The sequence below is a fragment of the Alcaligenes faecalis genome, from assembly GCF_009497775.1.
Taxonomy (GTDB): Bacteria; Pseudomonadota; Gammaproteobacteria; order Burkholderiales; family Burkholderiaceae_B; genus Alcaligenes; species Alcaligenes faecalis_D.
In genome coordinates this window covers 3,091,152-3,111,433 of record NZ_CP031012.1, presented here as the reverse complement: position 1 = coordinate 3,111,433, position 20,282 = coordinate 3,091,152, and the positions used below count along the sequence as shown (strand labels likewise).

The 20,282-nt window shown below is 55.7% G+C and carries 16 protein-coding genes; 7 read left to right on the top strand and 9 right to left on the bottom strand.

Translation table 11 applies throughout. The features are described from left to right. Positions 1-2 precede the first annotated feature (2 nt). Positions 3-692, top strand: coding sequence for an ANTAR domain-containing response regulator (locus tag DUD43_RS14410; protein ID WP_026484656.1), 690 nt, complete (start codon positions 3-5; stop codon positions 690-692). 180 nt (positions 693-872) lie between these two features. After that, positions 873-1,292, top strand: a complete 420-nt coding sequence (locus DUD43_RS14405) for a hypothetical protein (RefSeq protein WP_153230809.1) — start codon at positions 873-875, stop codon at positions 1,290-1,292. A 2-nt stretch (positions 1,293-1,294) separates the two neighbouring features. On the opposite strand, the gene DUD43_RS14400 is transcribed toward DUD43_RS14405, so the two are convergent. Genes DUD43_RS14400 through DUD43_RS14390 form a run of 3 tightly spaced genes read right to left on the bottom strand, consistent with a single transcriptional unit; the run spans position 1,295 to position 6,911 of the window. Beyond that, positions 1,295-2,728, bottom strand: a complete 1,434-nt coding sequence (locus DUD43_RS14400) for an efflux transporter outer membrane subunit (protein WP_153230808.1) — start codon at positions 2,726-2,728, stop codon at positions 1,295-1,297. Then, positions 2,725-5,841, bottom strand: a complete 3,117-nt coding sequence (locus tag DUD43_RS14395) for a MexW/MexI family multidrug efflux RND transporter permease subunit (RefSeq protein ID WP_153230807.1) — start codon at positions 5,839-5,841, stop codon at positions 2,725-2,727. Before DUD43_RS14395 ends, DUD43_RS14400 begins: the two co-directional genes overlap by 4 nt. Further along, entirely contained in the window at positions 5,838-6,911 is a 1,074-nt protein-coding gene (locus tag DUD43_RS14390) for an efflux RND transporter periplasmic adaptor subunit (RefSeq protein ID WP_153230806.1), read from the bottom strand. The genes DUD43_RS14395 and DUD43_RS14390 overlap by 4 nt, the downstream gene beginning before the upstream one ends. Before the next feature lie 281 nt (positions 6,912-7,192). On the opposite strand from DUD43_RS14390, the gene soxR reads away from it, so the two are divergent. Next, on the top strand, positions 7,193-7,669 hold the full coding sequence (gene soxR, locus DUD43_RS14385) for a redox-sensitive transcriptional activator SoxR (RefSeq protein ID WP_153230805.1): 477 nt from the start codon (positions 7,193-7,195) through the stop codon (positions 7,667-7,669). On the opposite strand, the gene DUD43_RS14380 is transcribed toward soxR, so the two are convergent. The 5 genes from DUD43_RS14380 to DUD43_RS14360 form a co-directional block, all read right to left on the bottom strand. Next, positions 7,666-9,657 carry a BCCT family transporter gene (locus tag DUD43_RS14380; protein ID WP_042487145.1) on the bottom strand — a complete coding sequence of 664 codons (1,992 nt, stop codon included), beginning with the start codon at positions 9,655-9,657 and terminating at the stop codon, positions 7,666-7,668. The genes soxR and DUD43_RS14380 overlap by 4 nt on opposite strands. 85 nt (positions 9,658-9,742) lie before the next feature. Beyond that, positions 9,743-10,612 (bottom strand): pyridoxine/pyridoxal/pyridoxamine kinase, encoded by an 870-nt coding sequence (pdxK, locus tag DUD43_RS14375; RefSeq protein ID WP_153230804.1) that lies wholly within the window; start codon positions 10,610-10,612, stop codon positions 9,743-9,745. Next, entirely contained in the window at positions 10,609-11,331 is a 723-nt protein-coding gene (locus tag DUD43_RS14370; protein WP_153230803.1) for a glutamine amidotransferase, read from the bottom strand. The genes pdxK and DUD43_RS14370 overlap by 4 nt, the downstream gene beginning before the upstream one ends. A gap of 32 nt (positions 11,332-11,363) precedes the next feature. Continuing rightward, a complete protein-coding gene (locus DUD43_RS14365) occupies positions 11,364-12,416 on the bottom strand; it encodes a 2Fe-2S iron-sulfur cluster-binding protein (protein WP_153230802.1) in 1,053 nt (350 codons plus the stop codon). Beyond that, complete coding sequence (locus DUD43_RS14360; protein WP_042487153.1) at positions 12,413-13,366, bottom strand: AurF N-oxygenase family protein; 954 nt, start codon at positions 13,364-13,366, stop codon at positions 12,413-12,415. The genes DUD43_RS14365 and DUD43_RS14360 overlap by 4 nt, the downstream gene beginning before the upstream one ends. A 665-nt stretch (positions 13,367-14,031) precedes the next feature. Here DUD43_RS14360 and glyA (DUD43_RS14355) point away from each other — a divergent pair. Beyond that, the gene (gene glyA, locus DUD43_RS14355) at positions 14,032-15,327 is read left to right on the top strand and encodes a serine hydroxymethyltransferase (protein ID WP_153230801.1); all 1,296 of its coding nucleotides are present in this window, start codon (positions 14,032-14,034) and stop codon (positions 15,325-15,327) included. A gap of 11 nt (positions 15,328-15,338) precedes the next feature. Here glyA (DUD43_RS14355) and DUD43_RS14350 read toward each other — a convergent pair whose 3' ends face one another. After that, complete coding sequence (locus DUD43_RS14350) at positions 15,339-16,844, bottom strand: PLP-dependent aminotransferase family protein (protein ID WP_042487158.1); 1,506 nt, start codon at positions 16,842-16,844, stop codon at positions 15,339-15,341. Positions 16,845-16,970: 126 nt separating this feature from the next. Here DUD43_RS14350 and serC point away from each other — a divergent pair, with 126 nt between their 5' ends. The 3 genes from serC to DUD43_RS14335 all read left to right on the top strand — a co-directional run bounded on the left by serC (position 16,971) and on the right by DUD43_RS14335 (position 20,282). Next, a complete protein-coding gene (gene serC / locus DUD43_RS14345; RefSeq protein WP_153230800.1) occupies positions 16,971-18,053 on the top strand; it encodes a 3-phosphoserine/phosphohydroxythreonine transaminase in 1,083 nt (360 codons plus the stop codon). 72 nt (positions 18,054-18,125) lie between these two features. Beyond that, positions 18,126-19,415, top strand: coding sequence for a serine hydroxymethyltransferase (glyA, locus tag DUD43_RS14340; protein ID WP_153230799.1), 1,290 nt, complete (start codon positions 18,126-18,128; stop codon positions 19,413-19,415). Positions 19,416-19,469: 54 nt separating this feature from the next. Then, entirely contained in the window at positions 19,470-20,282 is an 813-nt protein-coding gene (locus DUD43_RS14335; RefSeq protein WP_153230798.1) for a DUF6216 family protein, read from the top strand.

Sequence of the window (20,282 nt, the reverse complement as noted above, 5' to 3'; positions counted from 1 at the left end):
GCGTGGCCAACTCCTCTTCCTACGGTGATGAGCCGGCAAACAAGCCCTTGCGAGTGCGGAATCGTTTTCCGCATGCCACCTCGCCGCAGCTCAAGGAACTGCGGCAATTGACGATGGTGGTCATGCATCCGGACGATAGCGATGGCCGCTTGCTGACCCAGCAACTGCAGCGTATCGGGTGTTCGGTCCAGACGATCTGGCCGCCCACGCAAAACCTGCCTTCAGGAACGGATCTGGTGTTTCTGGCCGTGCAACCTGATCTGTTGCACCTACGTCTGGATTGGGTCTGCGAGGAGGAAGCGCCCACGATTATTGCCGTGGTCAATTATGAAAACCCCACGATCGTGTCGGCGGTGCTGGATTTGAATATTCAGGCGATCCTGCCTTCGCCCATTCGTTCTTTCGGTTTGCTGTCCACCGTTGTGCTAGCGCGCAAATACCATAAGGAACTGCGCCAGCAGCGTCGTCTGATCAGCAAGCTGCAAACCAAATTGATGGGGCAGCGGCATGTGGCGCAGGCCAAGACGATCTTGATGCGTACCCATCAGGTATCGGAAGATCAGGCCTACGATCTGATCCGCGAACAGGCCATGAACAAGCGCAGCACGATTGAAGATATTTCGATTGCCATTGTGAACGCCAGTGAAGTGCTGTCCCTGGGGCAGAAAGGTTCGTCCTTGCTGGGGAACTAGCAAGGTGTTCTGGCTATTCTGATGTGCTGCGGGTAGCGAGAGCAGGCGTGGTATGGAGTGACGTGCTGGAAGTAATAGACATAGGCTGGCTTGCTAAAGAAAAAGACAGAAACACTCCCCGTTTTCATTCCTCCTACAATAGCGTTTTTCCAGAGCACTCCGCTGTCAGGCGTAGAGATAATGAGCAATCAGGAACATGAACCCGGCAGGCCGGTGACACAGGAGCAACGCGCGGCCTGGGCACAGTTGACGAAAGATCGTGATCAACTGAGCGAGCAATTAGAGACACTGGAGCGTGGTCACCAGGATCTGAGTAAATTTTTGCTCAAAGCCAAACGCAATAACTGGATTGCCTGCACCTTGGTGGTGATTTTTACCGTGCTGGGCTGGTTGCTGGATGCTTCGGCCTGGCTGCGTTGGTATGTATTGCCGATTACGCTTTTCTGCTGCGCCTTGTTGTGGTTTGGCGGGAAGCTGCTGGAGCGGCTGATGCAAAGCAAGATTGCGAATCTATCCGAGTTTCTGCAACAGACGGATGCCCAAATAGAAAAGGGGCGGTCCATCTTTGAGACAGACCACCCCCAATCCCATCAAGCCTGAAATTACTCAGGGCTGCTTGGCGTTGCTATTCCCCAACCCAAGGCCTGATACAAGGCAATCACATTCAGGTACGAGCCGGTTTCCGCAATTGCCAGCTCTTGCCGGGTCTGGTTCAAGCTGCGCTGATTTTCCAGCACTTGCTGATAGGCTCCAGCCCCCACTTCATAACGCGTCAAGGCACGTTCATGGGCGTTTTCCAGATGCGAAGCAGCCCGTGTCAGGCTAAGCAGGCTTTCCTGATGCTGAGTCAGCCTTTGCAAAGACCCCTGAATTTCCTCCTGCGCTTGCAACAGCACTTGTTGATAGTGCAGGCGTGATTCATCGGCCACCGCTTCCATGCCACGCAAGCGTGCCTTGGCATGGCCCAGGCGTAGAGCAGGCCATTGCATGGCGGGCGAGACATCGAATGCTCGCGCAGCATTGCCCAGGTTGCTGCCACGCAGGGCAAAGAAGCCGATAAAACCAGCCAGATCCAGACGGGGGTATAGCTCGGCGGTGGCTGAGGCGACTTCGTGTGAGCTGGCCAGGATTTCCTGTCGTGCAGCGCGTACGTCAGGCCGGTTGAACAGCATGGCGTTGACATCGCCCAAAGGCAGGGAAGCAGCCAACGGTGCCTTGGCGCTAGGCAGTGGCGTATCAATGCTCTCGGCTTGCCCGCCGCTTAGCACCTGGATGCGCAAGCGAGCCAGTTCCAGGTCACTGCGCAGTTGCGGCACCAGAGTTTTGGCACGTTCCAGACCGGCCTGGGCATTGTCCAGATTCTCCGGTAATTCCCGGCCCAGCGATACGCCAGCCTGTACCAGCTTGATCGTATGTTCCCAACTGCGGACATCGTCCTCTGCCAGAGCCAGCCGTCGCTGCAAACCTTGGGCCTGCACGTATTGGCGTGCCAGCTCAGCGGCCATCGCCTGTCGAGTCAGCTCCAGTTGATCCGCGCTGGCTTCGCTGCGTGCCTGGGCAGAGCGGGCCAGTTGTTCCACACGGCCAAACAGGTCGATCTCCCAGGTGGCTTGCATACCCAAACGCCAGTTCTCGGTAATACCGTGATCAATGGAGCCGTCTGGTGCAGCAAACTGTGAACCACTACGGTTGTAGCTGGCATGGGCTGTGACGGCCGGGAGGCGATCGTGCTGGCGCTCGTCGATCAGGGCGCGGGAGGCCCGCCAGCGGGCCTGTGCCTGGGCAATATCCAGATTGTGATCCAGAGCCTTGGCAATCAGGGCGTCCAGCTGCGGGTCCTGCAGCAAGGTCCACCAGTTTTCGCGTTGCTCGCTGGCTTGAGCGAACTGACTGTTCCAGTTGGTTTCGGCCAGGCTGGGAGCGGTGGGAATGGAGGTATCCAGTCCCACGGCGCAACCGCTCAGGATCAGGCTGGGGATCACCAGTCGCAGAGCACGCGCCACAGGCGCTAGCCTGTTTGATAATAGTGGCGTCATGATGAGTGTTCTCCAGTCGAAGGGCGCAGGGCTTGAGCCAAGGCGCGCGCCCGCGGGGTGTCTGCTTGATGGGCGTGGTCACGCGCCAGCAAGGTATACAAAGTAGGCAAGATGAACAGGGTGAAGATCGTACCGATCAACATGCCCGAGACCAGCACCACACCCAGGCCAAAGCGGCTGTTTGCGCCAGCACCCGAGGCAAACAGCAGAGGCACCAGACCAAAGACCATGGCTCCGGTTGTCATCAGCACAGGACGCAAACGAATGCGGGCGGCCTGCAAGATGGCTTCGGGCTTTTTCAGGCCTTCTTTGAATTGCAGCTCATTGGCAAACTCCACCATCAGAATACCGTGCTTGCTGATCAGGCCGACCAGCGTTAGCAGACCTATCTGGGTGTAGATGTTGAGCGTGCCAAATCCCAGTGCCAGGGGCAGCAGGGCACCGCACAGGGACAAGGGCACCGTCACCAGAATGATGATGGGGTCCACAAGGCTTTCGTACTGCGCGGCCAGCACCAGATAAATCACAACCAGCGCGGCCAGGAAGGCCCACACCAGAGACTGACTTTCCTGGGTGAATTGGCGCGACTCCGATTGCCAGTCATGCGTAAAGCCTGCGGGCAATTGACGCGCGATTTCGTCCAGATAGCCAACGGCTTGTCCCAGCGTTACGCCCGGTGCGGGAATGGCTTGCAGCGTGGCCGAGTTTTGCTGGTTGAATTGGCGCAGGCTGTTGGGCTCCACTTCGCTGTGAATCTGAACCATGGCCGACAAGGGCACCAGTTCGCCATTGGCACTGCGTACAAACTGGCGCGTCAGTGCTTGTGCCGTCAGGCGCAGTTCGCGTTGGCTTTGCGGAATCACGTCATAGGAGCGACCATCCAGCGAGAAGCGGTTCAGGTAGTTCTCGCCCACCAGCACGGCCAGGGAGTCGGCAATATCTCGCAGGCTGATGCCCATGCTGGCAGCTTTGCTGCGGTCGATCTGGACGCGGGAAACGGGCTTGTTGTAGTCCAGGTCACTGTCCACCACCACAAACAATCCGCTTTCACGGGCTTGCTGTTTGACCCATTCCATTGTGTCGTACACCGTGCGGTAATCGCCGGGACTACGCAGTACCAGCTGCACGGGCAGACCGCCGCTGGAGCCGGGCAAGGGGGCAAGCTGGAAAGCAAAGATGCTGCTGCCGGGAATGGTGCTGACACGTCCTTGCAGCTCGCCCTGTACGGCGCTGGCATCGCGCTCGCGCTTGCTCCAGTCCTTCAGGTTGATCCCGCCAAAACTGGCGGCCGGGCCGTCCGTACCCACAATCAACCAGGTGCTTTCGGTTTCGTTCACTTGGCGATAGGTGTCATCCAGCAGCTTGCCGTCGCGTTCGGCGTAGGCCAGGTTGGCGTTTTGTGGAGCCTTCACGGCTGTCAGCACGCTGGCCTGGTCCTCAATGGGAGCCAGTTCGCTGTGTGTCATTTGATAGAGTACGGGCAGGCTGATAAAGACCAGCAAGGCCATGGCACCCGTGATCCAGCGGTGACGCAAGGAACGTGCCAGCAAGCGACCATAGCGGGCCGACAGGCCCCCAAAGAAGCTCTCTGCCATGTGCGCCATGCGGCCTTCATCTTGCTGCGAGGGCAGCAGCAAGGAACTCATCACCGGGGACAGGGTCAGGGCCACTACACCGGATACCAGCACGGCACCGGCCAGCGTCAGGGCAAACTCCTTGAAGAGTGCTCCAGTCAGGCCACCCATCAGACCAATCGGGGCATAGACGGCAGCCAGGGTCAGCGTCATGGCGATCACAGGGCCGGCTACTTCACGTGCGCCCAGCAAGGCGGCCACCACGGGCGAACGCCCGGCAGCAATATGACGGTGCACGTTTTCAACCACCACAATCGCGTCGTCCACGACCAGCCCGATCGCCAGCACCATGGCCAGCAAGGTCAGCAAGTTGATGCTGAAACCAAAGGCCAGCATCAAGGCAGCGGCTCCCAGCATGGACAAGGGGATAGTAGCCAGGGGAATCAGCACACTGCGGAAGGAGCCCAGGCACAGGTAAATCACCAGCACCACGATAATCATGGCTTCGGTCAGGGTCTTCAGCACCTCATCAATCGAGGCTTGAATGAAGCGGGCGGTTTCAAAAGCCAGGGCCACTTCCACGCCGGGTGGCAGGGTCGCCTCAATAGCGGGCAGGCGATCACGAATGCCTTCCACAATGCGCAAGGGATTGCCGCCGGGAGTAGGGAACAAACCCAGGTGAATGGCGGGCAGGCCATCCATCAAGGCGCTGGTTTCAGTCGCTGCTGCACCCAGTTCCACCTTGCCTATGTCGCGCAGACGTACCAGCGAGGTGCCGTCCTCACGCACGATCAGGTCCTGAAATTCGGCCACGCTGGTCAGGTCCGAGTTGAGCTGAATATTGCTCAAGACATGCTGGCCTTTGACCATGCCGGGAGCGGCCTGGTAGTTGTTGGCACGCACGGCCTGGGCAATATCGGCAGCGGTCAGGCCATAGCCAGCCATGCGGTCCGAATCCAGCCACAGTCGCATGGCCAGTTTCTGACCGCCAAAGGTCTGAATCTTCGCCACACCGTCAATGGTGGAGAACATGGGTTCCACCACGCGGGACAGATAGTCGTTCAGTTCCGGGATGGAGATCGATGTTGTGGAAAAGCCCACATAGGCCACGGCAGTGGAGTCCCCGGAGGAGCGTTCCACAACCGGGTCATACGCGCCTTCAGGCAGGCGATAGCGCACCTGGCTGACCTTGCTCATGACTTCCGTCAGGGCCTGGGTGGAGTCGCGGTTCAGTTCCATGCGCAAGGTCACGACACTGCGGCTTTGCACGGAGTTGGAGGACAGATAATCCACCCCTTCGACCGAGGCCAGAGCCTGGGCGATAGGTTGGGTGACAAAGCCTTGCATCAGCTGTGCAGAGGCGCCGGGGTACTCGGTGGTAATTGTGATGGTGGAGTTTTCCAGCAGGGGGTACTGCCGGATGGGCAGCTTGTCCAGGGAAAACAGGCCCAACATCAGGAGCAAGGCGCTGACCACCAGGGCAAGTACCGGCCGACGAACGAACAAGTCGGTAAAGCCGGGACGGGAGGTGGTGTTCATACGGGCTCCTTGTCCTTGGCGGTCTGCACAGTGGAGCCGTCCTGAATCTTGATCTGGCCGGCGCTGACAACGGTGTCGCCTTCCTTCAGACCATCAATGATTTCGACACGCTCGTCCCATTGCTCGCCGGTTTGTACGGCTACACGCTTGACCTGCCACAGGCCCTGATCCTTGGGGGAGGCCACAAAGACGGTCTGACCATAAGCGGTGTAGGTCAGTGCAGTTTCGGGCACGGTCAGCACGGGAGCTTCGGCGGGGCGTTTCAATTGAGCGCGGGCGTACATCCCGGCTTTCAGGCGATTGTCCGGATTGGGCAGCAAGGCTTGCAGGCGCACGGTGCGCGAATCACCGATCAAGGGATCAACGGCGCTGATTTCAGCCTGGAAGTTCTCGCCCGGCCAGGCGTCCACCTGCACTTGCAGTGTCTGGCCCACGTTCAGATCCGGCAGGCTTTGCTCTGGCACGGTCAGGTTCACACGCAGTTGGCTGTCATCGACCAGGCTGGCGATGGCCTGGCCGGGTTGCAAGTAGTGGCCCTGGTGCAGGCTGGTGATACCGATGCGGCCCGAGAAGGGGGCGGCAATCTGTTTCAAGGCCAGTTCAGCACGTTGATATTGCAGCTGGGCCTGAGCCACGGCGTGATCGGCCTGGGCCTGATCCAGCTGTTCCTGGGTGGCGGCTTGCTGTTCTTTCAGCTTGCGTACCCGGCTGAGCTGAATGGCGGCCTGTTTGACCTGCGCCTGCTCGCGGCGCACGCTGGCTTGTTCCAGTTCGTCATTCAGCAAGACCAGTGGCTGGCCTGCCTTGACTTGCTGCCCGGAGGTGAAATCAATCTTGCGAATACGACCGCTGGTCTCTGCGCTGAGCAGCACTTGCTGCCAGGCTTCCAGTGCACCGACCGCATGCAAAAGACGTGGAGCGGTCTGGGAGTCGACGCTGGATAGTTCGACAACGGCAGGCGGGTAGGCGCCACCTGCCTGAGCTTCTTGCGAGGCGGGCAGCAAACGCCAGCCTATGGCCAATACGCCGGCCAGAACGGGAATGATGATCCAAGTACGACGCGAACTCATGCTGCGGATCCTCCTGTCATTGAAGAGGGCCACAGAGGCTGTTTGTTGGGGAGAGTCCAGCCGAATCGCTGATCACTTTGCGACCAGTCTTCGGGTTTGAAGTAAGTGGCTGGCACAAGCTGGGCTTGCCGTAACCATGACAGAGGTCCGGCAAACAGAATCCAAATGAGGGAAGGCATGGCAGGTTCCTGTGACAACAAAGAGGCAGCCGACATGGCTTGCCTTAATTAGGTACCTGGACTATAAAACCTCAAGTTAACTTGAGGTCAAGGGGTGTCAAGATGGCAAAAACAGTGGATTACAGCCGTGCCCTGACGGTGGGGGAAGTGGCCAAACGCAGTGGTGTGCCTGTCTCGACCGTGCATTTTTATGAAGCCAAAGGCTTGATTGCCAGTACCCGCAACAGCGGCAACCAGCGTCGTTTTGATTCGGTGGTTTTACGCTACATTGCGATCATCAAAGTGGCGCAGCGTACCGGCATTCCTCTGGAAGAAATCCACGAGGCCTTGCGTGGTTTGCCACCGGGCAGCAAGCCATCCAGCAAGCAATGGCGGGCCATGTCCAGTCGTTGGCAAGCCAGTTTGAATGATCGTATTGAGCAGTTGACGCGACTGCGCGATGAGCTGACCCACTGTATTGGCTGTGGGTGCTTGTCCATGAGTGAATGTCCCTTGCGTAACCCAGCCGATATTCTGGGCCAGCAAGGGCCCGGCCCCCAGATTCTGGAAAGAAAGCTGGAGGCCGGATCAGAGGTTTAGGTCGGGTCGGGCGACTGCGCGTACAGGGCTGTCGCCTCGGAGGTGACCAGCGACTGATAGCGCTCGAAGTGGTTCAGGATGTCGTTGATGACCTGGCTGGAGGATAAGCCCATCAGGTCATAACCCCGACTGCCATCGGCAAAGACGGTGCGCACCTGCCATTCCTGAGGTCGAGCCTGCTCGTTGCGAGCAGCCGCTGCCGTAAAGCTGGCAACCCGACGTGCACGTAATTCCACGCCATAGACAAAGTTGCGTTGGTTGTCGGCCTGAATGGTCAGTTGCGCCGTATCCGGCTCGCCCGTTTCCAGGCTGACATTCAGGTTGCGTTTACTCAGCTCGTCTGCCACAGCCTGCAAGGCGGGAACCACGGTCTCACCCATGAAGCGACGGGCATCACGCTGGTTGGGCGTGTGCAGAATGGTCGAGAGGCGGCGACGCCAGGACACTTCCGAACCCGGTGCCGGGCCGGACATGGGACCTTGACGACGCAATCGTGACATATCTGCCTTCATGCCTTTGAACAGCCCCAGAATCAACAAGAACATGATGATGGCAAAGGGCAAGGCGCTGACCAGCGTGACGGTTTGCAACGCTGTCAGACCACCGGCCAGCAAGAGCAGGGAGGCGGCGGTGCCTTCCAGCGCGCACCAGTAAATGCGTTGCCAGACTGGAGCGTCTTCCACCCCGCCGGCGGCCAAGGTATCGATAACCAAAGAGCCCGAGTCAGCCGAGGTCACAAAGAAAATGGCGACCAGAATAATAGCCAGCGTCGAGGTCACATTGGACCAGGGCAGGTATTCCAGGAATTCGAACAGCGCCACGGATGCATTGGCGGCAGCGTCCTGCGCCAGTTGACCCGCGGCCACACCCATATCCAGGAAGATGGCGGTGTTGCCAAAAACGGTCATCCAGAAGAAGGTGAAGACGGTGGGCACCAGCAGTACGCCCAGCACAAATTCACGCACGGTGCGACCACGCGAGATGCGGGCGATGAACATGCCGACAAAAGGCGACCATGCGATCCACCAGGCCCAGTAAAACAAGGTCCAGGCTTTCATCCAGCTTTGCCCGCGGAATGCTTGTGTACTAAATGAGCGTGCAAAGAAGTTATCGAGATAACCACCGATATTCTGTACAAAAGCATTCATCAAAAAGGCTGTGGGGCCCACGGCGAGCACAAACAGCATCAAGGCAATGGCAACCAGCAAATTCAGTTCGGACAGGCGGCGAATGCCAACATCCAGTCCACTGACAACAGATAAGGTAGCCAGCGAAGTAACCACCACAATCAGGACAATTTGCAGCCAGGTTTCCTGTGGCCAGCCAAATAAATGCTCCAGACCGGCATTGATTTGAAGCACACCCAAACCCATGGAGGTGGCAATACCAAATAGCGTGCCGCAAACGGCGAAAATATCCACGCTATCGCCAATCCAGCCTTCAATGCGCTTGCCAAATAAGGGATACAGGCCCGAGCGAATCGTTAACGGCAGGTTGTAGCGAAAGCAGAAATAGGCCAGCGACAAACCCACGACCGCATAGACGGCCCAGGCATGAACGCCCCAGTGAAAGAAGGTGATGATCTGCGCCTGATGGGCGGCTTCCACTGTGCTGGCCAGACCCGAGGGCGGGGCCGAGAAGTGTTGCAGTGGTTCGGCCACGGCAAAGAACATCAAACCAATACCCATACCGGCGGCAAATAGCATCGCCATCCAGGTGAGATACGGGTAGTCAGGTTCCGAGTCGTCCGGCCCTAATTTCAAGTTGCCGTAGCGGCTTAATGCCAGATAGACGACGGCAAAGAAAAACAAGGCCACAGCCAGGATATAGAACCAGCCGAAACTTTTGATGACCCAGTTTTGTAACTGCTCAAAAATAAGTGCGGCGTCTTTAGGGAAAATAATCCCGATCAGCAAAAAGACCAGGACGATAAAGGTAGATCCCCAGAACACCCGTGGATGTAGCGTGCTTTTAAAAGGCAGCCCCATGTCATGCTCCGTTTGTAACTAAGAGGGCACAGCTTAACGAGAACGACTGCCTGTTGAAAGGTTTGTTAGATTAAGAAATATTTGCTCAGGCTCGGAAAGGATCTATGGGCAAAATTAATTCCTGATGTCCGGCCTGACGGGTTAATTCCAATTGATGGAGCACACTGGCACTGGCTGTATGCACCGCAGAATGCAGGTCTGCGCCCAGAATCAGGTGGGCCAGCAAGGTGGAGGCAAACAGATCACCCGTGCCCTTGGCAGCACAATCCACGCGCGGATGGCTAAGCAGGGTGTCGGCACGCGGCTCTTTGCGCGACATTAATAATTTGATCTGGCCATCCTGCCAGGACTCGGGGGCGGCACTGGTGGCAATCACCCATTCGGTACGGCCATTGAGCAAGGCGTGGGCCGCGCTTGAACTGGCCTGGATGGTGTCGCAAGGCTGCTGAGACAGCAGCGACAGCTCGTAATTATTGGGCGTCAAACCGTTGGCCAGTGGCAGCAAGGTTTCGTGATAAGTGGGGATCAGAGCCGGGTCTACATAGACGCCTACATCCAGATCACCAATGACCGGGTCCACAATCACCAGAGTATCGGGGTGCGCTTGCAGCAGCGCTTTTAACCAGCGCGCAATGATGACGGCCTGATTGGCACTGCCCAGATAGCCGATCAGGACAGCGCGCACCTGGTCCAGCGCACCGCGCAGGACCAGATCATTCAGAAAGCCTTCCAGCCATTCATCGGGTACCGCACCGCCGTGCACCGTGGGGTATTGCGGGTTGTTGCTGAGCAACACGGTGGGAACGGCGGCCACTTTAAAGCCGTGTCTACGCAAGGTCGGGCCGGCAACATTGTTGCCTACCCGACCGTAGACGACTTGAGACTGAATCGAAACGACATCCACATGGTAAGGATGTCGTTCACGATCAACAAACGTTACAGCAGCAGTGTTCATGCAGCGCAATTAGCGGAACTGGCTTGTTTAAGTTGGCTGAGCCAGCTGGTCAGGACCGTAGCGGCAGCGGCGTGCAGGCGTTTTTGTACCGCCATGGCTTCCAGACGCAGCATTTGCGGGTCGATATCAGCTTGTCCCAGTTCGTTGGCATGGCCAACCAGCCAGCGTTCCAGCTTGCTGGTGTCAGCTTCCAGGTGAAATTGCAGGCCCAGTACTTGGGTTCCAAAGGAGAAGGCCTGGTTGGGGCCTACGTCCGTGCTGGCCAGGTGAATGGCTCCGTCAGGAATGTCGAACTGATCCCCGTGCCAGTGCAGGACGGGAATGCCGCTAACGGCGGCCAGGGGCGATTCTTTGCCCGCTTCGCTCAGTTTCAACGGAGAGAAACCGATTTCTTTCACACCCAGGGGATACACATTGGCGCCCAGGGCGCGCGCAATCAGTTGTGCGCCCAGGCAAATGCCCAGCAAAGGTTTGCCAGCCAGCAAGAACTTGTTGATCAGTTCCAGCTCATCAGACAGGAAGGGGTAAATCTTTTCGTCGTAGGCGCCGATTGGCCCGCCTAGTACAACCAGCAGGTCAGCGTCCTGTTCACCCACGTGACGCAGTGACTCGACGGAAGGGTCAATGTATTGAACTTGGTAGCCCTGTTCGATCAGAACAGGTTCCAGTGTGCCCAAGTCTTCAAAATGGATATGACGCAGTGCGATGACTTTCTTCATAAGGGTTTCTTTCAGTCCAGATGGTAAGGATGTCAGCTCGTGGTACCGATGTCTACATTAATGGCACCCGATAGAGGGAAGGTGCAACACGCCAGTGCATGGCCTTGGGCCTTGTCCTGATCGCTCAGGCAAAAGTCAGGTTCAGAGCGGTATTCGCCCTCCGAGATCTGTACCCGGCAAGCGCCGCAAATGCCCGAGCGGCACTGGCTGCGAATAGGTACATCGGCTGCTTCCAGCATTTCCAGCAGGCTGTTGCCCGGTTCAGGCGAAAGCGTTTGCCCGGTGCTGCGTACATTGATTTGCAAGGGGGCGCTGCCTGCTTCAGGCAGGATTTCCACACCGGATTTGGCAGGTGGGGAAAAGGCCTCGATCAACATATGCGAGATGGGGTGCGCCTGAACGGTGTATTCGCGCAAGGCCTGGGCAAAACCGTGGCTGCCGCAAATCACCACTGCCTGCGGGTCTTTCAAGAGCTCCATGTTTTCAAAAGAGGGGCGACCTACTTTGAAATGAGCGCTATCGCGGATTTTTTCCTGCGTGACAAACACCGTCAGCGTGAACCAGCTGGTGCTCAGATCCAGTTGCAGCAGTTCATGCAAGAAGGGAATGTCGGCAATACGGGCAATACTGAGCAGCAAATGTACTTGTGGTACTGGCAAGCCGTCCTGGGCTCGCGCCGCCAATTCACGCAGCAAGGCGATCGGCAGGGTAATGCCAATGCCGCCTGCGATCATGGCGATACGCTCATAACCCACAATAGAGTCCACCGAGATATCACCGGCCACATATTGCAGGGGCACACTCATGCCCTCGCGCAACGTGGCGTGCAAGTGATCGGAGACGCTATTGCGGCCCGATCCTTTAACGGCAATTTCAATCAGGTCTGGATCGGCCACGCGAGTGATCGAATACATACGCTGTTGAATGGTGCCGCCGGTATCGGGGTAGCTCAGGGCGACATGCTTGCCCGCCTGCAAGGCGCTCAGAAAATCAAAGTGGCCACTTTGCACTCGCAAGGTAAAAACTTTGACGTTTCCGGCCTCGGGGCGAACGGTCTCGCAGCGCGCCTGAATCATGGCTGTCATTGCAGCGCCTCCTGTTGCTCCGCTTCTGGCTGGGCCTTGCCGGACTTGCTGTTCAAGCCAATGCGCTCGATCAGGCTTTCTACCGAGCCGGTGTAGACGCCAATTTCGTTGGAGTCGCCGGTGTCGTGCAGGATGTCGCGGGCATTGGGGAAGTTCACCATGGAGAAGACTTTTTCCCAGGCGCCCATTTCATTGTTGGCGAACATCTCTACCGTGCGCAAAATGACAGCGCGCATGTGCTCGCGCTCTTTCTGGCTCAGGCCGTGGATGATGTCGGAGGCCACAAAGCTGAACACGCTGGAGTGGCTCCACTCGTCCATGGCGTGGGTGCGGGTGACTTCATGGCACACGGTCTGGATGCTCTTATCCTCGGCCATGGTTTTCAGATAGTCGGTAATCAGGGTCTCGGAGGCGCAGGCAATCGCAAAGCGGGTCAGGCGACGCTCGGATTCGGAGCTGCACTGGCTCAGGATGTCATTGCGCCACTGCACCAGGTTGAAATTGGTGAAGTCCAGGGGCGTCAAACCACGCATGGAGTAGATGTAGTTGCAGGCCATGATCGACATGCGTGTGTGCAGGGCCTCGTCCAGCAAAGCCTGGGACATGACGTCTTGCAGCAGATTGCGGTTGGCGCTTGGAGGTGGGGTCTTGATGATGTCTTCGCAGGACGGCGTGACCACGTTGCACTCAACGTAAATGGTCTTCAGGTTGTAAATGCCCCATGCGTAGGACAAGCACTGCGATTTCAATTCTTCAGGAGCTTCCAGCCAGGCCTGGTGCTCACGGAAAGGCAGCAGGCATTCGCTGAAATCGGCCTTGTTGGGATCGAAAGCCAGATTGTTGTAGTCCGGCAGTTCCTGATTCACGGCAGCCCGGTTTTTCCAAAGTACAGACAGCTTTTGCAGCATATTACGTACGGCGTCATCAGTTTCGTAGCTTTTGATTGTCATTTCAAACTTCCTTGCTGTTGATTGCGATCTGTTCGAAATGAACAGGTCGTTTCTTTATTCCACCTGTCTTTATTTCCAAATGGAAATTCGCAGGCTTAAAAGGATTTGCCGATTCTTATGGACAAGGCCCAAAAAAATCCCGTTGCCGGGTTTCTTGAACCGTGGGGATCAGCGTGGTTGAACTGCCGTTAAAGCAATGGCGTTTCCTGTAGTCGTGGGAAAACTGGGGATGTTTTTATCGTGCGCAGATAGAGAAAGGTGATAATCTGCTTGAGCGTTTAGAAGTATGGGTGTTGAGTATTCGTTGGCTGCATTCTAATGATCCTATGACAATAAATGACAGACCATTTCAAGATCATTTAACAGACCACTTAAGAATAAAAATTTGAATCTTGTTTTAATTCTTGACCAGAATAATCGGAATAGGCTTTCTCTCTGTGTTCCAGAGGTTTTTTAATTCTTTATGCTTTGAATGTTTATTCAAATAACAATAATTAAAAGTGGTCTGGTGAATTAATTTTTAATGGACTGTTTGATACAGCGATAAACAGAATAGGATGTTTATCTTTCGCCCTTGGAGCCGACATATCCGGGGCTGCGCTTTTGCCGTGTATCTGGCAAACAGCCACGAGCATCAAGTGGCCAATCTCTAAACAGGAACTCCCATGAAGAGTCTTGCCGGTGGCGACACCCCCCACCTGCCTCTGGTGGGTTCGCAATTTCTACAGCAAAGCGATCGCAATCTTTGGGACATCATCGAAGCCGAACGGCGTCGCCAACAACACACCATTGAACTGATTGCTTCCGAGAATTACCTGAGCCGCTCCGTTCTGGACGTGCAGGGTTCCTTGCTCAGCAACAAGCAGGCGCAAGGCTATCCTGGGCAACGGATTTACGGCGGGTGCGAACAAGCCGATCAAACTGAAGAGCTGGCCATCGAGCGGGCCAAGGCGGTTTTTGGCGCTTCCTATGCCAATGTGCAGGCGCACTCGGGCAGTCAGGCCAATCTGGCGGTGTATCTGGCCTTGCTTTCACCGGGCGACACGATTCTGGCGCTGGACCAAAGCGCGGGCGGGCACCTTAGCCATGGTTCGCATTTCAATGTGTCCGGACGCTGGTTTCAGACTTGCTCGTATGGGGTGGATCGTCAGACGCAATGGGTGGACATGGACGAGGTTCGTGCCCTGGCTCACAAGGAGCGGCCGCGGCTGATCATTGCTGGGGGCTCGTCCTATTCGCGCACGCCGAATTTTGCCGAATTCAGAAATATCGCCAACGAGATCAACGCCTATTTGATGGTGGATCTGGCCCATAGTGCGGGACTGGTGGCGGCGGGTCTGATGGAGTCGCCCGTCAAGCATGCCCACGTTACGACCTTCTCCACGCATGGAACCTTGCGTGGTCCGCGTGGCGGGATCATCTTGAGCAATGAGCCCAAGCTGGCCGAGCGCTTGAGCCAGGCCGTGTATCCAGGACTGCAAGGCGGGCCGTTGCTGAATATTCTGGCCGCCAAGGCAGTGGCCTTGGGGGAGGCGATGAGCCCCTCCTATAAAGCCTACGCCCAGTCCGTCATCATCAATGCGCGCAGCTTGTGTCGTCGCTTGTCCGAAGGCGGACTGACGGTGGTGTCCGGGGGGACTGACTGTCATTTTGGTGTGGTGGATTTGCGTCCTTGGGACCTGTCCGGGCCGTTGGTGGAGCGGGTCCTGACTCAGTTGGGGATTAGCCTGAGCAAGCATCGAGTGCCTTACGAGCAGGTCACGGGAGCCTACTCGGGAGTACGGGTAGGCAGCGCCGCCTGTACGACTCGCGGTTTGGGCGAGGATGATTTCAAGGAAATTGGCGACATGATTCTGGCCTTGCTGGGCGGGGTGCGCAGTGGTTCGCGCAATCCCCGCACCGAGAATGCCATTCTGGAAGGGGTTGCCGACCTGAACCGGCGATACCCCTTGATGTACTGATTTTTCCTGGCCTAGCCTTTGCCCTGACGTAGAGCGTTGGCCAGACGCAACATGGCGGATTCGATCTCGTAGGCGGTCAGGGACGCATAGCCCAACAACCAACCCTGTTGTTTTTCCTCACCAATGTACAGACGGCTCAAACCTGGCAATTGAACGCCAGCACTCAAAGCGCGGCGCAGAGTGTGTTCTTCTGACCAGCCCGGCTCTAGAAAGCAGGGAATCTGCAAACCACCTTCAGGTCGGGCCGCACGGACTATGCCTTGCAAGTGCTGCTCGATGGCTTCCAGCATGATCTCCCGCCGCCCGGCATACAGCTTGCGCATGGCACGAATATGGGAGTTGTAATGCCCGTCTTCCATAAAGCGTGCCAGCGTCAGTTGCAGGATTTGCGGCGTGTGGCCATCCATGATGCTGCGGGCTTGGGTAAAGGGTTTGACCAGCTCGGGCGGCAAGGCCATATAGCCCATGCGCAGGCCCGGATACAGGGTTTTGCTGAAGGTGCCCAGATAAATGGTGCGTTGGTATTTATCCAGACCCTGCACACATGCCGTGGGTAGCCCGTCGTAATGAAACTCGCTGTCGTAGTCGTCTTCCATAATCCAGCGGCCATTTTCTGCTGCCCAGTGTATGAGTTCCAGACGACGCTCCAGGGACATGGTGGCCCCGGTAGGGTACTGGTGCGAGGGCGTCACATAAATGCAGTTCGCGCCGCTGCGATCTTCATTCAGCAGATCGGTACGCAGACCTTGTTCGTCCACGCCAATGGGTACTACACGGGCCTCGGCTGCCTCAAAGGCTTTGCGGGCGCCGAAGTAGCCGGGGTTTTCAACCAGAATGGGTTTGCCTGCATCGACCAGTAATTGCGCGCACAGGAACAGGGCCTGGCGTGTGCTGCTCAGAATCAAGATCTGATCGGCAGAGACTTTCGCACCGCGCTCCAGATTCAGGTACACGGCAATCGCTTTACGCAGGGACTCGGTGCCTTGCGGGTCGCCGTGCAGCAGGATGTTGGCCCGATAGTCTTTCATGGCCTGACGTTGCAGGCGCTCCCAGACATCGGTGGGGAAGTTGCGGGTTTCCGGCAGGCCGGTGGCAAAGGCCTTGATCGTCTGTTGATCGGCAATGCCGCCACTTTCAAACACGGCGCGGCCCCGACGGCTCAAGCCTGTACCGGGTTCCATCACGCTGCGTTTCAGGTCCTGGGCTTTGATACGGCGATAGGCGCTGCCACGCAGCTCGGTGCCTACCGATTCGGAAACATAGCTGCCCGAGCCTTCACGTCGCACGATAAAGCCGTCGCGATGCAACTGAACATAGGCGTTCTCCACCGTGTCGCGGGCCATGCTCAGGGATTTCGCCAGGGAGCGTGTGGCAGGCAGCTTGACCCCAGGACCCAGGGCGCCATCCAGAATCAATGCCCGCAAGGCACGCTGAATGCGCTGGTGAAGATCCAGGGATTGAAGTTCGTCATCGTTAAGACGCATCTTCAAGGTGTCCAGTTCAAACGAACGCGTCATGCGGTCTGCTCCAGAGAATATTAATGGTCTGACTAGTCAGACCATTGTGCTCGTAGACTTGATTGTCATTGCCGAAATAGGGGGGGCCTGTTCCGGCGTTCAGGTTTGTACAGGATCTCAGCAAGTATGTCCCGACCCTTTAATTTCAGCGCAGGGCCCAGCGCCTTGCCAATGGATGTTCTGTTGCAAATACGTGATGAGCTGCTTGATTTTGCGGGCACAGGGGTGTCTGTGATGGAAATCAGCCATCGTTCTCAGCCTTTCATGGATTTTGCCCATCGTACCGACGCCGCGGTGCGTCGTGTTCTGGCTGTGCCATCGGACTATCACGTCTTGCTCCTGCAAGGGGGTTCGTACCTGCAGTTTTCTCAAATACCGATGAACTTGTTTCATCAAACAAACACAGCGGACTATATACATACGGGTTTATGGTCGGAACAAGCAGCTAATGCCGCCAAGCAATATGGGAATGCCAGAATCATAGCCAGCTCTTATGAAACTGGATTTGATCGTATTCCCGAGATTAATGAATCTAATATTAATCGGGATGCTGCTTACTTGCATTACACAGAGAATGAAACTGCGCAGGGCTTGCAATTTTCAAAACCACCCACCTCACCTATTCCATTAGTCTGTGATGCCTGCTCCAGCTTGATGTCAAAACCGCTTGACATCTCGGCGCACGATTTGATTTACGCCTCGGCCCAGAAGAATATGGGAATTGCCGGTGTCACGATGGTATTGCTTAATCCCGCTATTTTAGACAAGCCTTTGGCAAGTACGCCACAAGCTTTGGATTTTTCCATTCAAGCAAAAAAACAATCCCTATTAAATACACCCTCTACCTTTTCCTGGTATGTGCTGGGTTTGATGCTGGAATGGATTGAACGTGTTGGTGGAATAGAAATATTGCACGAAATAAATAAGAAAAAATCGCAGGTGCTCTATGAGCTTATTGATGGCAGCAATGGTTTTTATATCAATAATGTTTTGCCTGACTATCGATCCATCAATAATGTTCCATTTCATATTGCTGAAACTAATTTAGATAATTTATTTGCCGAAGAAGCGCAAAAGAATGGATTTCATGGCTTGAAGGGCCATCAGTCAACGGGGGGCTTGCGCGCCAGCATCTACAACGCCGTCACCTTGGATGCGGTACAGGCGCTGGGACAGTTCATGCGCGAGTTCGAGCGCACGCACGGTTAAGGCGTGGGCCTGCTTTGCAAAGCGGCCAAATAGCTGGCCGCGACTTGGATAGAAATTTTTTAAGGAAAAGCGATGTACGACAACACACTCAGCCTGGCTGAATTCGACAAGGAATTGGCTCTGGCCATTCAGGGTGAAGAAAGCCGTCAGGAAGATCACGTAGAACTGATTGCCTCGGAAAATTATGCCAGCCCCCTGGTCATGCAGGTTCAGAACTCCGTGTTTACCAACAAGTACGCCGAGGGTTACCCGGACAAGCGTTACTACGCCGGTTGCGAGTTTGTGGACGTGGCTGAACGTCTGGCAATCGAACGCCTGAAAGCCGTGTTCGATTGCGACTACGCCAACGTGCAGCCTCATGCCGGAGCCCAAGCCAATACCGCCGTGTTCCTGGCCTTGCTCAAACCGGGCGATACGGTCATGGGGATGAACCTGGCGCAGGGCGGTCACCTGACCCACGGTAACCCCATCAATATTTCCGGGCGTCTTTACAACATTGTTCCTTACGGAGTTGATATCAAGACCGGCCTGATCGACTACGACGAGATGGAACGTATTGCTATCGAGACCAAGCCCAAAATGCTGATTGGTGGTTTTTCGGCCTATTCGCGTGTGAAGGATTGGGCACGTATGCGTCAGATCGCAGACAAGGTCGGTGCCTGGTTCTGGGTGGATATGGCCCACGTGGCAGGTCTGGTGGCGGCTGGCGAGTATCCCAGCCCCTTGCCATACGCGCATGTGGTCACCAGTACAACGCACAAAACCCTGCGTGGCCCACGTGGTGGCGTGATCATGGCTAAAGGACAAAGCGAAGATTTTTACAAACGTCTGAACTCCGCGGTGTTCCCTGGCGTGCAAGGCGGCCCCTTGATGCACTTGATTGCAGCCAAGGCGATTGCTTTCAAAGAGGCTCTGCAGCCGGAATTCCGTACCTATCAGCAAAACGTCGTCCGTAATGCCCGTGCCATGGCGGCGGTACTGATGCAGCGTGGCCACAACATCGTGTCAGGCGGGACCGATAACCACATGATGCTGATCAACTTGTCGGCCAAGCCCTACACCGGGCAAGAGGCCAGCGATGCCTTGGCAGATGCCTACATCACCGTAAACAAGAATTCGGTGCCCAACGATCCGCGCTCGCCCATGGTGACCTCGGGTATCCGTATTGGAACGCCCGCTGTGACGACACGCGGCTTTACGGTGGCGGATTGCGAGCAGCTGGCGCATTACTTGTGTGATGTGCTTGATGCCTATGAGGCGGGCACCCTGGATACGATCAAGCACGATATCCGGGAAAAAATCGTGACCTTGTGTCGACGCTACCCGGTGTATCAGGTGCAGACGGAACCAGCGCAGCTGTGATTTGATTAACTTCTTTATAAGGGCCCAGCCACTTTGGTGGTTGGGTTTTTTATTATGAGTTTCGTTTCTTCGATTTTCTCTTATTTTTCTTCTTATTCTTTTGTTTTTATTTTTCTTGTTGTTTTTGCTATTTTTATTTATCTTTTTTTGAAAGGTGCTTATTTTATATTTTTTAATAAGCTATGGTCTTTTTTGCATAGGGATGAGTTCTATGATTCCTATTTGGACTCTGAGCGAAAAAACACCCTTGATGTTGAGCGTTTCAAGATCATGTTTGGTATGAATCGTATCGATGATATCCAGACGGTAAGAGATGCGCGTCGCGCAATTAAGTGGTCTAGTAGTAGATCAATCGCTTTAAGGGCTCTGGGCAAGGCAGGTAGTTGGGTTAATTGGAAAGAGCAGAGGGTGGATAAGCCAGATGCTTTCCGAATGGGGCTTCTATATTTATTTCTAGTTATAGTCGTTTTTTTATCTGTTCCCTTTGCTATTTTGTCTTTTAATTCAGAGGCGATTATTCAGTTCAAAGAGAGCAAGGTGTGGGCGTGGCAAGGAGATCAGGGGTTAAGGTCATTCCTGGCTTCTCGAGGGGATGGGTGGAAATATGATGTTTCGAGTTGTTCTCAGTCTGATGTCCTTGCTGAGGTCCCTATCCATCAGGATGAGATTGACTTTATTTGTTCCTCTGTAGATTCAGGGGCTTATTTTTCTAATTTAAAATCTACAGTGAAGTTTCAGCGGTATTTCGGCTTTCCGATTTTAATTTATCTTTTGTTTCTTTCTATGCTCTTATTGAGAACTCTGAGCTCTTGGAGCGCCGCATTGCGTCTGCATCGTGAAATGTACCCGTGCCATTGCAAAAAGTAG

What these genes read in the sequence shown, in the direction of transcription:
- DUD43_RS14405 (WP_153230809.1), top strand. Translation starts at nt 873, where the DNA reads ATGAGCAATCAGGAACATGAACCCGGCAGGCCGGTGACACAGGAGCAA.
- DUD43_RS14400 (WP_153230808.1), bottom strand. Translation starts at nt 2,728, where the DNA reads ATGACGCCACTATTATCAAACAGGCTAGCGCCTGTGGCGCGTGCTCTG.
- DUD43_RS14395 (WP_153230807.1), bottom strand. Translation starts at nt 5,841, where the DNA reads ATGAACACCACCTCCCGTCCCGGCTTTACCGACTTGTTCGTTCGTCGG.
- DUD43_RS14390 (WP_153230806.1), bottom strand. Translation starts at nt 6,911, where the DNA reads ATGAGTTCGCGTCGTACTTGGATCATCATTCCCGTTCTGGCCGGCGTA.
- soxR (WP_153230805.1), top strand. Translation starts at nt 7,193, where the DNA reads ATGGCAAAAACAGTGGATTACAGCCGTGCCCTGACGGTGGGGGAAGTG.
- DUD43_RS14380 (WP_042487145.1), bottom strand. Translation starts at nt 9,657, where the DNA reads ATGGGGCTGCCTTTTAAAAGCACGCTACATCCACGGGTGTTCTGGGGA.
- pdxK (WP_153230804.1), bottom strand. Translation starts at nt 10,612, where the DNA reads ATGAACACTGCTGCTGTAACGTTTGTTGATCGTGAACGACATCCTTAC.
- DUD43_RS14370 (WP_153230803.1), bottom strand. Translation starts at nt 11,331, where the DNA reads ATGAAGAAAGTCATCGCACTGCGTCATATCCATTTTGAAGACTTGGGC.
- DUD43_RS14365 (WP_153230802.1), bottom strand. Translation starts at nt 12,416, where the DNA reads ATGACAGCCATGATTCAGGCGCGCTGCGAGACCGTTCGCCCCGAGGCC.
- DUD43_RS14360 (WP_042487153.1), bottom strand. Translation starts at nt 13,366, where the DNA reads ATGACAATCAAAAGCTACGAAACTGATGACGCCGTACGTAATATGCTG.
- glyA (WP_153230801.1), top strand. Translation starts at nt 14,032, where the DNA reads ATGAAGAGTCTTGCCGGTGGCGACACCCCCCACCTGCCTCTGGTGGGT.
- DUD43_RS14350 (WP_042487158.1), bottom strand. Translation starts at nt 16,844, where the DNA reads ATGACGCGTTCGTTTGAACTGGACACCTTGAAGATGCGTCTTAACGAT.
- serC (WP_153230800.1), top strand. Translation starts at nt 16,971, where the DNA reads ATGTCCCGACCCTTTAATTTCAGCGCAGGGCCCAGCGCCTTGCCAATG.
- glyA (WP_153230799.1), top strand. Translation starts at nt 18,126, where the DNA reads ATGTACGACAACACACTCAGCCTGGCTGAATTCGACAAGGAATTGGCT.
- DUD43_RS14335 (WP_153230798.1), top strand. Translation starts at nt 19,470, where the DNA reads ATGAGTTTCGTTTCTTCGATTTTCTCTTATTTTTCTTCTTATTCTTTT.